This window comes from Agromyces sp. GL_144, from assembly GCF_057834305.1.
On record NZ_CM174399.1, the window covers coordinates 2,361,914 to 2,376,486 of the forward strand.

The window sequence follows — 14,573 nt, forward strand, 5'->3', positions numbered from 1 at the left end:
CCTCGCTTTCGCCTACCCTTTAGCACTCGTTCGATGCGAGTGCCAATCATACCGCGCAACTCAGGGTAAACCCCATTGCCGACACTCCCGCCCGGCGCTACCGTGGGCGTGATCCGCGAGTCACCAAGGCTGCGACCGCCCACTCCCTCGCAGCAGCGGTTCACTCCCCGAACCCCGAAAGGCACGCATCATGTCAGATCCCAATGCAGGTCCGTCCGATCCGAACGTGCCCCCGACACCGCCGCAGCAGCCGGCCGCCGGGCAGCCCGCCGCACCCGCAGCCCCGCTCTCGCAGGAGCAGGACGTGCAGTGGGGCTCGTTCGCCCACCTCGGCGGAATCCTCGGATTCCTGCCGGCGCTGATCATCTGGCTCGTCTTCAAGGATCGCGGCCAGTTCACGAACACCGAGGCGAAGGAGGCGCTGAACTTCCAGATCACGCTCGTCTTCGCCCAGATCGCGCTGTTCATCCTCACCATGATCATCACGATCGTCACGTTCGGCCTCGGCAGCGTGCTCGGCCTGCTCTCCTGGGCCATCTGGATCGTCGGCGTGGTCTTCTCGATCATCGCGTTCCTCCAGGCCAAGGACGGCAACCACTACCGCTACCCGTTCGCCATCCGTCTCATCAAGTAGCCGACTCGCGATTCGCCCGCCGTAGGAGCGTCACCCTCCCGCGGCGGGCGTCGCTGTGCCAGCATGGTGGGCGTCCGCAGTCCCGCGGCCCAGCGCCCCGAACAGGAGTTCACGAATGTCCGACCTGCCCCCTCCTCCCCCGCCCCAGAACCCCTACCAGCAGAGCCCCCAGCTCAGCCCGAGCGACGAGAAGCTCTGGGCGACGCTGATCCACGTCGGCGGCATCTTCTTCGGGTTCATCCCGGCCCTCATCGGCTACCTGGTCCTCAAGGACAAGGGGCCCTTCGTGCGGGCGCACACCGCCACCGCACTGAACTTCCAGATCACCATGACGATCGCGGCGATCGTCAGTGCGATCCTCTGGATCGTCTTCATCGGCATCCTGCTCACGATCGCCGTCGGCATCGTGGTGATCGTCTTCAGCATCATCGCCGCGGTCAAGGCCAACCAGGGCCAGCCCTACACGTACCCGCTCTCGATCAAGTTCGTGAGCTGATCGGAGTCAGTCCTCGAGCAGGCGCCTGACGACGGCGTCCGCGAGCAGCCGTCCTCGCCTGGTGAGCGTCAACCCGCCGGCGAGGGCGGCTTTCGCGTCGACGAGCCCGTCGGCGATGAGCCCGGCGACGGCGTGGCGACCGCCCGCGTGGAGCGAGGCGATGTCGATGCCCTCGCGGATGCGCGTGAGCAGCAGCACGCGCTCGGTCTCGCGGGTCGGGGCGTCGAGCACCTCGCGACCGACCGCGGGCGAGTGCCCGGCAGCGAGACGTTCGGCATAGGCCGCCGGATGCTTCGCGTTCCACCAGCGCACACCGCCGACGTGGCTGTGGGCCCCGGGCCCGACACCCCACCAGTCGTCACCGCGCCAGTACCCGAGGTTGTGCCTCGAACGATGGGCGGAGTCGGTCGCCCAGTTGCTGACCTCGTACCATTCGAACCCGGCGGCGGCGAACGCCTCGTCGGCGAGCTCGTACATGTCGGCCTCGAGGTCGTCATCGGGCTGCGCGAGCTCGCCTCGGCGGATCTGCCGTGCGAGCTTCGTGCCCTCCTCGACGATGAGGGCGTAGGCGCTCACGTGGTCGGGCCGCTCGGCGACGACCGCATCGACGCTGCGCCGCCAGTCGTCGAGCGACTCCCCGGGCGTGCCGTAGATGAGGTCGAGGCTCACGTCGAGGCCCGCGTCGCGCGCCCAGCGCACCACGAGCGGCACCCGGGCCGGGTCGTGCGTGCGATCGAGCGCCGCGAGCACATGCGGCACCGCCGACTGCATGCCGAACGAGACGCGCGTGAACCCGCCCTCGGCCAGGCGAACGAGGTCTTCGGGGCCGACCGAGTCGGGGTTGGCCTCGGTCGTGACCTCGGCGCCGTCGGCGAAGCCGAACTCGTCCCGCACCGCGGCGAGCATTCGCACGAGGTCGTCGGCCGGCAGCAGGGTCGGCGTGCCCCCGCCGAAGAAGACCGTCTCGGCTTCGCGCGAGGGCACCGCGGATGCCTCGAGCACACGCCGTGCCATGCGGATCTCGTCGATCGCGTGGTCGGCGTAGTCGACCTGCCGGGCGCCGCGGAGCTCGCTCGCCGTGTACGTGTTGAAGTCGCAGTACCCGCAGCGCACCCGGCAGAACGGCACGTGCACGTAGACGCCGAGGGCACGATCCACGGCGCCCACGGCGGCCGTCGCCGGGAGCAGTCCGTCGAGCGGCGCGGGGTCGCCGAGCGGGAGCGCCGAACCCACGCCTACACGCCGCCGGCGGGATGCAGGGCGCGCAGCTGCAGGCGGGTCAGTTCGCGGCGGCGACGACGGATGCGCGGCGCGATCGCACGCGTGACGCCCGTCGGGATCTCGCGGAACGACCGGATCGTGAGCCAGACGGTGTCGTCGTCGAGGTGCTCGAGCACGAACGACTCCTCGCCGCTCTCGTGTCCGTCGCCCGTCGTGCCGAAGGCGTATCCGACCCGGCCCGGCTCGTCGATCACGTAGACGACGAGCACCGGCGTGCGCTTCGCGCCGAGGTGGTCGTGGCGCACGAGGGTCGCCTGCATCCCCGCCGCGATGTAGGGCGTGCCGTCGGCGCCGAACCGGTCCTCGGTGCGCGGCCCCGGCTGCTCGGTGAGCGGCGAACCGTCGACGTCGTACACGATGCCGGGATACTGGGCGCCGGTTCCGGCGGAGACATCCGTCACCTCGAAGCCCGCGCCGCGCTGGATGCCCCAGGTCATGAGCGACTCGGCCGCGCGGTCGAAGCGCTCGATGCCGCTGCCGATGCGCACGCGGTCTTCGACGGGAAGGTACCCGGCCGGCGGGTACCTGAGCAGATCGGGGTCGAGGGTGGCCCCGATGGAGCCGTACGTGACGGACTGATCGGTGAACGTGCTGCGTCGGGTCATGTGCGAACCCCCTACTTCTTCGCGTCCTTCTTCTCGACGTCACCGCTGAGTGCGGCGATGAACGCCTCTTGGGGAACCTCGACGCGGCCGACCATCTTCATGCGCTTCTTGCCCTCCTTCTGCTTCTCGAGGAGCTTGCGCTTGCGGCTGATGTCACCGCCGTAGCACTTGGCGAGCACGTCTTTGCGCATGGCGCGGATGGACTCTCGGGCGATGATGCGCGCGCCGATCGCGGCCTGGATCGGCACCTCGAACTGCTGGCGAGGGATGAGCTCGCGGAGGCGGCCCGTCATGAGCACGCCGTAGGCGTAGGCCTTGTCGCGGTGCACGATGGCGCTGAACGCGTCGACCTGCTCGCCCTGGAGCAGGATGTCGACCTTGACGAGGTCGGCGGCCTGATCGCCCACGGGCTCGTAGTCGAGCGAGGCGTAGCCGGCGGTCTTCGACTTCAGCTGGTCGAAGAAGTCGAAGACGATCTCGCCGAGCGGGATCGTGTATCGGATCTCGACCCGGTCTTCGCCGAGGTAGTCCATGCCGAGCAGCGCGCCGCGGCGCGACTGGCAGAGCTCCATGATGGTGCCGACGTAGTCCTTCGGCGCGAGGATCGCCGCACGCACCATGGGCTCGCGCACCTCGGAGATCTTCGCCCCGGTCGGGAACTCGCTCGGGTTGGTGACCGTGACGGTCTTCTTGTCTTCGGTCGTGACCTCGTAGACCACGCTCGGCGCGGTCGCGATGATGTCGAGCCCGAACTCGCGCTGCAGGCGCTCGGTGATGATCTCGAGGTGCAGCAGGCCGAGGAATCCGGCACGGAACCCGAAGCCGAGGGCGACCGAGGTCTCGGGCTCGTACACGAGCGCGGCATCCGAGAGCTTGAGCTTGTCGAGGGCCTCGCGCAGCTCGGGGTAGTCGCTGCCGTCGATCGGGTACAGGCCCGAGAAGACCATGGGCAGCGGCTCGGTGTAGCCCGCGAGCGCCTCGGTGGCCGACTTCGCGGCCGTCGTGACGGTGTCGCCGACCTTGGACTGGCGCACGTCCTTCACGCCGGTGATGAGGTAGCCGACCTCGCCGACGCCGAGCCCCTTCGTGGGCGTGGGCTCGGGCGCGCTCACGCCGATCTCGAGGATCTCGTGGGTGGCGCGCGTGGACATCATCTGGATGCGCTCGCGCGGGTTGAGGTGGCCGTCGACCATGCGCACGTAGGTGACGACGCCGCGGTAGCTGTCGTAGACGGAGTCGAAGATCATCGCGCGCGGCGGAGCGTCGGCGTCGCCGACCGGCGCCGGGATGCGCTCGACCACGCGGTCGAGGAGGTCTTCGACGCCGAGCCCCGTTTTGCCCGAGACCTTGAGCACGTCGGCGGGGTCGCCGCCGATGAGCTCGGCGAGCTCGCGGGCGTACTTCTCGGGCTCGGCCGCGGGGAGGTCGATCTTGTTCAGCACCGGGATGATCTCGAGGTCGTTCTCGAGGGCGAGGTAGAGGTTCGCGAGAGTCTGGGCCTCGATGCCCTGTGCGGCGTCGACGAGCAGGATCGCGCCCTCGCAGGCCGCGAGCGAGCGGGAGACCTCGTAGCTGAAGTCGACGTGGCCCGGTGTGTCGATCATGTTCAGGGCGTACGACGTGTCGCCGACCTGCCACGGCATGCGCACGGCCTGGCTCTTGATCGTGATGCCGCGCTCGCGCTCGATGTCCATGCGGTCGAGGTACTGCGCGCGCATGTCCCGGTCGCTCACCACCCCCGTGATGCCGAGCATGCGGTCGGCGAGCGTCGACTTGCCGTGGTCGATGTGCGCGATGATGCAGAAGTTGCGGATCAGCGCGGGATCGGTGGCGGCGGGCACCGGCGGGGTCAAGGCTCTCGGAGACATCCTGTCGATTCTCCCACGACTTGGGGGTTCGCACTTTCGACGGATGCCGCACGCAGGGGCCGAGGGCTACGCTGGCTCGCATCATGACCGCGCCAGCCCTCCCGTCGCCGTTGCCCGCCCTCGACGTCGGCCGGGTGTCCCCGTCCGCCCTGCGGCCCGTCTTCATCACGCTGCGCTTCGGGCTGCACGTGCTCGTGATCGGCCTCGCCCTCTTCGTCATGATCCGCGCGTTGCTCGACGACGACGCGACCGAGGTGCCGCTGACGGTGCTCACGATCGCCTTCCTCGCCTGCTACGGCGCGGGCGTCGCGACCGCCCATCGCAACCTCCCGCAGTGGGCGCGCGTGCTCTGGCTCACCGCGCTGCTCGCGCTCTGGGTCGGCATGTCGGCACTGACCCCGGATGCCGCGTTCCTGGCGTTCCCCCTCTTCTTCCTCGAGTTGCACGTGCTCGCCGCCCCGCTCGCCGTGCCGCTCGTGGCCGTGACGTTCGGCCTCTCGGTCTGGGGCACCGTGACGCACCTCGGGTTCGGCGTCGGAAGCGTGCTCGGTCCGCTCATCAGCGCCGGCGTCGCGATCGTCATCGGCCTCGGCTACCGGGCGATGGCCCAGGAGACGAAGGACCGCCAGGCGCTGATCCTCGACCTCATCGCCACGCGCGAGGAGCTCGCGAGCGCGAGCCGGGAGGCGGGCACCCTCGCCGAACGGCAGCGCATCGCCCGCGAGATCCACGACACCGTCGCGCAGGGCCTGTCGAGCATCCAGATGCTGCTGCACGCCGCCGAACGCGACGTCGCCGACCAGGGCACGCGCCAGAAGCTCGAGCTCGCGCGCGCGACCGCCTCCGACAACCTCGCGGAGACCCGGCGGTTCATCCGCGAGCTCAGCCCGCCATCGCTCGACGAGCAGACGCTGCCCGCCGCGCTGCGCCGTCTCGCCGCGACCGTCGACGAGCAGGCCGCCCAGGCCGGGTCCGCCACCAGGGTCTCGTACTCGACGAGCGGCACGCCCGTGCCACTGCCGATGGCGATCGACGCGACACTCCTCCGCATCGCGCAGGGCGCCCTCGCGAACGTGCTGCGGCACGCCCGCGCGACGCGTGCTGAGCTCACGCTCAGCTACCTCGGCGACGAGGTCGCGCTCGACATCGTCGACGACGGCGTCGGCTTCGATCCGGCGGAGGTCGCCGCCGACGGCGCCGGCATCCGCTTCGGGCTGCGCGCCATGCGCGAACGTGCCGAACGCGAGGGCGGCACGATCGAGCTCGAGTCGGCGCCGGGCGACGGCACGGCGATCTCGGTGCGCATCCCGGTGGGCGCGGCATGAGCGCGGCGCGGGGCATGATCCGCCTCCTGCTCGCCGACGACCATCCGGTCGTGCGCGCCGGCGTGCGGGCGATGCTCGAGTCCGAGCCCGACCTCGAGGTCGTCGGCGAGGTCGACACGGCGGATGCCGCGGTGCGACGTGCGGGCGACGGCGACGTGGACGTCGTGCTCATGGACCTGCAGTTCCCGACGCGCATGCAGGGCGCGGAGGCGACCCGGCACATCCGCTCGGCGCCGGGCGCGCCCCGCGTGCTCGTGCTCACGAACTACGACACCGACGCCGACATCCTGGGCGCCATCGAGGCCGGCGCGAGCGGATACCTGCTGAAGGACGCCCCGCCCGCAGAACTCGTCGAGGCGATCCGCACGGCGGCGGGCGGCGAACCCGCGTTCGCCCCCGGCGTGTCCTCCCGCCTCGAGGCGAACTCGGGACTCGAACGACTCACCGGCCGCGAGGTCGAGGTGCTCCAGCTCGTCGCGGGCGGAAACTCGAACCGCGACATCGGCAAGGCCCTCTTCCTCAGCGAGGCGACCGTGAAGTCGCATCTCGTGCACATCTTCGCCAAGCTCGAGGTCGGCTCCCGCACGGCCGCGGTGGCACGGGCGCGCACGCTCGGACTCATCCGCTCCAGCTGACGGATGCCTCGACCCGGCGCGCTGCCGACCGGGACCGGTATCGGTTCGCGGGCGCTCTGCCACTGATACGAATCCGGTATCAGTGGCAGGGCGAGTCGCCGTGGCACGGCCGCGATCCACCGCATTGGTGCCGCACGCGCGTTGCTGGTATCGTTGCCTGTTGGCTTGCGTGTGGGTCCCACCCCGCACGATTCGCCGCGCGAGGCCCCTCTACCTTCGCTCGGCACATCCGGTACCCGCACAAGAACGAAAGACGAACCACGTGGCAAACATCAAGTCGCAGATCAAGCGCATCAAGACGAACCTCAAGGCGCAGGAGCGCAACAAGGCCGTGAAGAGCCAGGTCAAGAGCGCCGTCCGCGCCGCTCGCGAGGCCATCGCCACCGGTGACAAGGACAAGGCCATCGCCGCCGTCCAGGTCGCCGGTCGCAAGCTCGACAAGGCCGCCAGCAAGGGCGTCATCCACAAGAACCAGGCCGCGAACCGCAAGTCGGCCATCGCGAAGCAGGCTGCTGCGCTCTGACGCACACCGTCTGATCGAACGCCCCGCACGAGAGTGCGGGGCGTTCGTCGTTTCACGGGATCGGGCGAGGTTCCAGGCGAAAAGAGCGGATCGGGCCGGGCGTGTCAGCCCCGGGCCCGTGCGGAATGTCGGAGATTCCATCCCTTCGCCTCCCCGTGGGACCGCATGGGCTCGAATCTCCGACATTTCGGGCGAGCGCCGCTCCCCCGCAACCTCGCAGGGTCCGCTCTCGCGGCCCGCCACGACCTTTCGCGGGCTGGAAGCTGACTGGGAGCGGCCATCAGTCGACTTCCGGCCGGCGAAACGTCGTGGGGTGTGCGTGGTCACGCCCGAAGGGCGGGAGCCTACGAGGCGAGGTCGCGGCCGCGCGCGGCGATGACGCCGATGAGCCGCTCGAGCGCGAACACGGGGTCGCGCTCGGCGCCCTTGACCGCGGCGTCGGTGCGGGCGAGCGCGACGATGGCCCGCTGCAGGCCCTCGTCGCTCCAGCCGGCGAGATCGCGGCGGGCCCGATCGACCTGCCACGGGGCGAGCCCGAGGGACGAGGCCGCCTGGCCTCCCCCGCGAACCCCCGAGACCTTCGCCATGGTGCGGATCTTCATGGCGAATGCCGCGACCATCGGCACAGGATCGGCGCCGCTGTCGAGTGCGTGACGCAGGGCCACGAGCGCCTCGCCGTGCCGCCCGGCGATGGCGGCGTCGGCGACCTCGAACGCATTCGTCTCGACGCGGCCGCCGTAGTACTTCGCGACAACCGCCTCGGTGATGTCGCCGGGAGTGTCGGCGAGCAACTGCCGGCATGCCGCGGAGAGCTCGCCGAGGTCGTCGCTGAAGGCGGCCACGAGAGACCGCAGCGCCTTCGGGGCGATCTTGCGGCCGGCCGCGCGGATCTCGGCCTGCACGAATTCTTGCTTGTCGGACTCGCGCTTGAGCTCGGCGCAGACGATCTCGATGGCACCGCCCTGACCCGAGCGGATGGCGTCGAGCATCTTCTTGCCGCGGACGCCGCTGCGATGGCGGATGACCACGGTCGTCGACTCCGCGGTCTGCCCGAGGTAATCGAGCACGTCGAGGATCAGCGCGTCGGTGGCCTTCTCGGCCCCATCGATGCGGATGAGGCGCGCCTCGCCGAAGAGCGACGGGCTCGCGAGCGTGATGAGCTCGCCGCGCTGATACGCGTCGCCCGAGATCTCGCTGACCTCGAGCTCGGGGTCTTCGGCGCGGAGCTGATCGCGCAACATACCGGACGCCCGATCGGCGAGCACGTCTTCTGGGCCCGAGATGAGCACGACCGGTGCCGGTCGCACCTGGTTGTACGGGAGCTGCGGAATCGCCGCCGCGCTCGCACGCGTACCGCCACGTGCACCGGTTCGAGCCGCCACGGCACCTCCTGTTCGCATCCAGTCTACGGTCGGGGTGCGACATCGCCCGCGCCCCGTTCGACCCAGAGCCGGTAGCCGCCGTCCTCGTCGGCGGTGAGGAGCGAGGTGCCCGTGCGGTCGCTCCGCACGGGCGTCGTGCCGACGCGCTCGAGCAGGTCGAGCAGACGATCCGTCGGGTGGCCGTAGCCGTTGTCTGCACCCACGCCGATGATGCCGACCGTGGCGTCGAGCGTCTCGTAGAGCCGCTCGCTCTGGTCGGCCGAGCCGTGGTGGGCGACCTTGACGAGGTCGACCCGGCCGAGTTCCGTCGACGCGGCCATGCGCGCCTGCGCCTGCTCGCCGAGGTCGCCGAGGAAGATCGCGCGCCCGAGCGCACCGTCGAGCTGGAGCACGACACTCGCGTCGTTGCCCGGCTGCGTCTTCGGAGGCGGCCAGAGCACGCGCCAACGCGACTCCCCGAGCGAGCCGCGCCGACCCGCGACGACCTGGATCGCGTCGGCGCCGGACTCCGCGAGCGGGTCGAGCACCTTCGCCGAGCGCTCGCCGTCGAGCGGCCCGTGGATCACGGTGTCGACCATGCCGAACACGGCACTGCTGCCGCCGACGTGATCGGCGTCCCAGTGCGTCAGCACGAGCAGGTCGATGTGCTCGACGCCGAGCAGCGCGAGGCATCGCGCGAGCGCCGCCGGGTCGGGCCCGGTGTCGATGAGGGCGGTCGCGCCCTCCGATCGCACGAGCACCGCATCGCCCTGGCCGACGTCGCAGTCCGCGACATCCCAGTCGGTCGGATGCTTCGCCCGGGAGATGACGCCCGGTCCGATCGCGATGCCGGTCGGCACCGCGACGAGCAGCACCAGGAGCACCGCGACGATCCGTCGGGCTGGGCCGGCTCGCGTCCGTGAGAGCGCGAGCCAGAGCGCCGCGGCCGTCACGACGACGAGCAGGAGTGCCCCGACCCCGTCGGCAGGCCACGGCAGGCGTGCTCCAGGCAGCGCCGATGCGCCGTGGGCGAGGAGTGCGATCCACGTCGCGGGCACCCACGCGACCTGCATGAGCGCGTAGCCGACCGAGGGCAGCACCGGCAGCACGAGGCATCCGATCATGCCGACGACGGTGCCGACGGGCGCGGCCGGCGCGGCGAGCAGGTTCGCGGGAACCCCGTAGAGGGCGATCGACGGGTCGAGCAGCACGAGCACGGGCTGGCACGCGAGCTGCGCGGCGATCGGCACCGCCAACACGACCGCGAGGGGAGCCGGCATGACGTCGGCGAGCCGGCGCGCCAGCGGCGCCGCGAGCATCAGCAGCCCGGCCGTGGCCGCCGCCGAGAGCGCGAACCCGTAGTCGCGCGCCAGCCACGGGTTCTGCGCGAGGAGGATCACGACGGCGAGCGACAGCGCCGAGACGCCTCCTCCGCCGCGGGCCAGCGCGAGCCCGATCAGGATCACCACCGCCATCGCCGCCGCACGGATGACGCTGGCCTGCGGTGTCACGAGCACGACGAAGCCCGCGAGCGCCGTCAGCGCGATCACGATGCGCATGCCGCGGCCGAGCCCGCACAGCGCCGCCAGCCCGAATGCGGCGGCCGTGACGATGGCGCAGTTCGCCCCGGAGACCGCGGTGAGGTGGCTCAGCGAGCTCGTCTTCATGGCCGCGTCGAGTTCGGTTCCGACCGCTGAGGTGTCGCCGATCGCGAGTCCGGGCACGAGCGCGCCGCCGTCGCCGCCGAGTGCGCCCGCGGCCGTGTTGAAGCGGTGACGGAGCTCGCCGGCCCAGTCGAGCCAGGGCGGCGGCGACGCGACGACGACGACCTCGCCTGGACTCGCGAGCCGGAACGCGTTCGGCTCCGCCGCGGGCAACGGCTGCACCCGCGCCGCGAATGCGATGCGAGAGCCCCACTCGACGCCCTCGGATGCACCGAGCCCCACCGTCACCGGCACGCCCGCAACGGCCGCGCCGTCGACGACCACGACCGTTCCGTCGACGCGCAGCTGCGGGGTCTCGTCGGCCCACACCGCCGCGCGCATCGGACGCGGCGGACTCGTCACCTCGAGCACGACCTCGACCGTTCCGCGCGAGACCGCAGCCTCGGCGAGCGGCGAGGCCGCCCTGGTCGCGAGCGCGAGCGAGGCGGCCGTCACGACGAGGGCCGCGCAGGCGAGCACGACGAGCAGGGTCGCGGCAACGGCCACGAGCAGCGGATGCCGCGCCCCGGTCGCGCTCGACGAGGCATCCGCCATCCTCGATGACGGACGCGAACGCAGCATGAGTACCACCACGACCGCGAGCGCGAAGCCGGCGGCGCCCCAGAGCACGACCGGCAGCACGGCGGGGTCGATGCCGAGGTCGGGTGCGGCCACCGCGATCCACGCCGCCGCCCACGCGACGCAGGCCGGAGCCAGCAGTCGGAGGTCGCGCACTCAGAGCGCCACGAGCTCGGCGAGCCCCGCGAAGACGGCGTCGCCGATGCCCGTGACATCGAGCAGTTGGTCGACGCTGGTGAACGGGCCGTTCGCCTCGCGGTAGTCGAGGATGCGCTGCGCCAGCGCCGGCCCGATGCGGGGCAGCGTGTCGAGCTCGGCGACGCCGGCAGTGTTCAGGTGCACGAGCCCGTCGGATGCCGCGGCACCGCCGCTCGCGCCGCCGCCTCCGCCCGCGGGGCCGGCCGCTGCCGGCACCTCGCCGATCGCGAACACGACGAGCTGCTCGCCGTCGACCACCGGACGCGCGAGGTTGACGCCCGCCGGATCGCCCTCGGCCGTGAATCCCCCGGCCGCCGCGACGGCGTCGACCACGCGTGCGCCGGGTGCGAGCTCGACGAGCCCCGGCTGCGCGACCGCACCGAGCACGTGCACGAGCAGCGGCGTCGTCGTCACCTCAGCGGTGCCGACGCCCGCAGCGCCATCACCGGTATCGGTCGAGGCGCCGCCGTGCGCGGAGGACGGTGCCCCGATCGCCGCCTGCTCCCCGCCCCCGCCGGCGAAGAAGGACATGACGGCGGCCACCGCGACCGCACCGACGAAGAGCACGACCGCGGCACCGACCGCGATGCGCACCCGCGGCGTCGAGCGGCGCGCCGAAGGGTCGAGCGCATCGAACGGATCGACGTTCGGATCGGGTTCGGCACGTGCGGGCATGCCCGCACGCTACGGCCCGCCGGAACAGGAAACGGCCGCCCGGGTCTGGAACCCGGACGGCCGTCGCCGATGCTGCGCTGTGGAGGAGCGCTCAGCCCTTCGTGGCGATGTTCACGAGGCGCGGCGCGCGCACGATCACGTTCACGATCTCGCGCTCGCCGATCGAGCGGGCCACGGCGGCCGAAGCACGGGCCATGGCCTCGAGCTCGTCGCCCGAGATCTTCGGCGAGACATCGAGACGGTCGCGCACCTTGCCGTCGACCTGCACGACGGCCGTGACCGACTCCTCGATGAGCAGCGCCGGGTCGGCCTTGCGCCACGGCACGAGGGCGACCGTCGGCTGGTACCCGAGGCGCTCCCACATGTCTTCGGCCGTGTACGGCGCGAACAGGTCGAGGATCATCGCGGTGACCTCGGCGGCCTCGCGGACGGCGGCGTCGCCGGCACCGGCGCCCGAGTCGATCGTCTTGCGCGTGGCGTTGACGAGCTCCATGAGCCGGGCGACGACGACGTTGAACTTGAACGCCTCGACGAGGCCGGGCGCATCGGCGAGCAGCCGGTGCGTGATGCGCCGCAGGGCCGCGTCACCCGTCTTCCACTCGACGTCGGGGCTCGAGGTGACCTCGCCCGAGATGCGCCACGCACGGGCCAGGAACTTCGCGGCACCGACGGGCGAGACATCGGCCCAGTCGATGTCGTCTTCGGGCGGACCCGCGAACGCGAGCGTCACGCGCAGCGCGTCGGCGCCGTGCGCGCCGAGCTCGCTCGCGAACTCGACGAGGTTGCCCTTGGACTTGCTCATCTTGGTGCCGTCCATGATGACCATGCCCTGGTTCAGCAGCGAGGTGAACGGCTCGGTGAAGCTCAGGTAGCCCTCGTCGAAGAGCACCTTCGTGATGAAGCGGGAGTACAACAGGTGCAGGATCGCGTGCTCGACGCCGCCGACGTACTGGTCGACGGGCGCCCACTTCTCGGCCTGGGCCGGGTCGAACGCCACGCCCTCGTCGTTCGGGTTGAGGTAGCGCAGGTAGTACCAGGAGCTGTCGACGAACGTGTCCATGGTGTCGGAGTCTCGACGGGCCGGGGCGCCGCACTTCGGGCAGGCGACGTTGACCCACTCTTCGGCCGCGCCGAGCGGGCTCGAACCCTTGGGCTTCAAGTCGAGCCCCGCGGCATCCGGCAGTCGCACCGGGAGCTCGCTGTCGGGAACCGGCACCTCGCCGCAGTCGGCGCAGTGGATGATCGGGATGGGCGTGCCCCAGTAGCGCTGGCGCGAGATGAGCCAGTCGCGCAGGCGGTAGTTCTTGGCCGCACGACCGAGGCCGCGCTGCTCGAGCAGGTCGATGACGCGGCGGATCGCGTTCGACTTGGAGAGCCCGTCGAGGGGACCCGAGTTGATGAGCCGGCCCTCGCCCGTGAGTGCCTCGCCCGTCTCGGCGGGGTTCAGCGACGGCAGGTCGTCGGGCAGGTACGGAACGCCGTTCTCGTCGAGCGGGATCACGGGGATCACGCCCGTCACGGGCTGGTTCGTGTCGACGACGACCCGCACGGGCAGGTCGAACGCGCGCGCGAAGTCGAGGTCGCGCTGGTCGTGCGCGGGCACGGCCATGATCGCGCCGTGGCCGTAGTCGGCCAGCACGTAGTCGGCCGCCCAGATGGGCAGGCGCTCGCCGTTGACGGGGTTGATCGCGTAGCGCTCGAGGAACACGCCCGACTTGGGGCGGTCGGTCGCGAGGCGGTCGATGTCGCTCTCGGCGCGCACCGACTCGAGGTAGCCCTCGAACCTCGCCCTCACCTCGTCGGACGCCCCGGCCGCGAGCTCGGCGGCGAGCTCGGAGTCGGGCGCCACGACCATGAACGTCGCGCCGAACAGCGTGTCGGGACGCGTCGTGAACACGGGCACCCGGGCCTCGCGGCCCTCGATCTCGAACTCGACGTCGGCACCGGCCGAACGGCCGATCCAGTTGCGCTGCATCGAGATGACCTTCGACGGCCACGCGCCCTCGAGCTGGTTGAGGTCGTCGATGAGGCGGTCGGCGTAGTCGGTCACGCGGAAGTACCACTGCGTGAGGGCCTTCTTCGTGACGACGGCGCCGCAGCGCTCGCAGTGGCCGTCGATGACCTGCTCGTTCGCGAGCACGGTCTGGTCGTTGGGACACCAATTGACCTGGCCCGCCTTGCGGTAGGCGATGCCCTTCTCGTAGAGCTTCAGGAACAGCCACTGGTTCCAGCGGTAGTACTCGGGGTCGCTCGTGTGCAGCTCGCGCGACCAGTCGAACGACGGCGCGTACTGCCGGAACGAGCGCTTCTGCTGCTCGATGTTCTCGTAGGTCCAGGCGCGGGGGTCGACCCCTCGCTTGATGGCGGCGTTCTCGGCCGGCAGGCCGAAGGAGTCCCAGCCGATCGGGTGCAGCACGTCGAAGCCCTGGTGGCGCCAGTAGCGCGCGACCGTGTCACCGTAGCCGAACGCCTCGGCGTGACCCATGTGCAGGTCGCCCGACGGGTACGGGAACATGTCGAGGATGTACTTGCGCGGCTTCGTGTCACCGGGGCGGCCGGCCTCGAACGGCTTCGCCTCGTCCCAGACGGGAAGCCACTTCGCCTGGATGGCGGCGAAGTCGTATGCGTTCGGGTCGACCTCGTGCTGATCGTGTGCCACGTGACTCTCAATCGTGTCGATGCGGTTGCCC

The 14,573-nt window shown here is 71.0% G+C and carries 12 protein-coding genes; 5 read left to right on the forward strand and 7 right to left on the reverse strand.

Translation table 11 applies throughout. The features are described from left to right. The first annotated feature begins 190 nt into the window (after positions 1–190). Positions 191–634, forward strand: a complete 444-nt coding sequence (locus AC3IPY_RS10750; RefSeq protein WP_489184287.1) for a DUF4870 domain-containing protein — start codon at positions 191–193, stop codon at positions 632–634. 115 nt (positions 635–749) lie between these two features. Continuing rightward, positions 750–1,130 carry a DUF4870 domain-containing protein gene (locus AC3IPY_RS10755; protein WP_489184288.1) on the forward strand — a complete coding sequence of 127 codons (381 nt, stop codon included), beginning with the start codon at positions 750–752 and terminating at the stop codon, positions 1,128–1,130. 6 nt (positions 1,131–1,136) lie between these two features. Here AC3IPY_RS10755 and hemW read toward each other — a convergent pair whose 3' ends face one another. Genes hemW through lepA form a run of 3 tightly spaced genes read right to left on the reverse strand, consistent with a single transcriptional unit; the run spans position 1,137 to position 4,884 of the window. Further along, complete coding sequence (gene hemW, locus AC3IPY_RS10760; RefSeq protein ID WP_489184289.1) at positions 1,137–2,363, reverse strand: radical SAM family heme chaperone HemW; 1,227 nt, start codon at positions 2,361–2,363, stop codon at positions 1,137–1,139. Positions 2,364–2,365: 2 nt separating this feature from the next. Then, positions 2,366–3,016: a DUF1990 domain-containing protein gene (locus AC3IPY_RS10765; protein ID WP_489184290.1), complete on the reverse strand. Its 651-nt coding sequence runs from the start codon at positions 3,014–3,016 to the stop codon at positions 2,366–2,368. A gap of 11 nt (positions 3,017–3,027) precedes the next feature. Beyond that, the gene (gene lepA / locus AC3IPY_RS10770) at positions 3,028–4,884 is read right to left on the reverse strand and encodes a translation elongation factor 4 (RefSeq protein WP_489184291.1); all 1,857 of its coding nucleotides are present in this window, start codon (positions 4,882–4,884) and stop codon (positions 3,028–3,030) included. 83 nt (positions 4,885–4,967) lie between these two features. Between lepA and AC3IPY_RS10775 the strand changes: the two genes are divergently transcribed. From AC3IPY_RS10775 to rpsT, 3 genes are all read left to right on the forward strand, one after another. Further along, complete coding sequence (locus tag AC3IPY_RS10775) at positions 4,968–6,209, forward strand: sensor histidine kinase (RefSeq protein ID WP_489184292.1); 1,242 nt, start codon at positions 4,968–4,970, stop codon at positions 6,207–6,209. Between the two features lie 14 nt (positions 6,210–6,223). Next, positions 6,224–6,844: a response regulator transcription factor gene (locus AC3IPY_RS10780; RefSeq protein WP_489184293.1), complete on the forward strand. Its 621-nt coding sequence runs from the start codon at positions 6,224–6,226 to the stop codon at positions 6,842–6,844. 262 nt (positions 6,845–7,106) lie between these two features. Further along, positions 7,107–7,367 carry a 30S ribosomal protein S20 gene (rpsT, locus tag AC3IPY_RS10785; RefSeq protein ID WP_489184294.1) on the forward strand — a complete coding sequence of 87 codons (261 nt, stop codon included), beginning with the start codon at positions 7,107–7,109 and terminating at the stop codon, positions 7,365–7,367. A 344-nt stretch (positions 7,368–7,711) separates the two neighbouring features. Here rpsT and holA read toward each other — a convergent pair whose 3' ends face one another. The 4 genes from holA to leuS form a co-directional block, all read right to left on the reverse strand. Then, a complete protein-coding gene (gene holA / locus AC3IPY_RS10790; RefSeq protein ID WP_489184295.1) occupies positions 7,712–8,749 on the reverse strand; it encodes a DNA polymerase III subunit delta in 1,038 nt (345 codons plus the stop codon). Positions 8,750–8,772: 23 nt separating this feature from the next. Further along, positions 8,773–11,166 carry a ComEC/Rec2 family competence protein gene (locus AC3IPY_RS10795; protein ID WP_489184296.1) on the reverse strand — a complete coding sequence of 798 codons (2,394 nt, stop codon included), beginning with the start codon at positions 11,164–11,166 and terminating at the stop codon, positions 8,773–8,775. Further along, entirely contained in the window at positions 11,167–11,883 is a 717-nt protein-coding gene (locus AC3IPY_RS10800) for a ComEA family DNA-binding protein (protein ID WP_489184297.1), read from the reverse strand. A gap of 91 nt (positions 11,884–11,974) precedes the next feature. Beyond that, a complete protein-coding gene (leuS, locus tag AC3IPY_RS10805; protein WP_489184298.1) occupies positions 11,975–14,542 on the reverse strand; it encodes a leucine--tRNA ligase in 2,568 nt (855 codons plus the stop codon). Between the last annotated feature and the right edge of the window lie 31 nt (positions 14,543–14,573).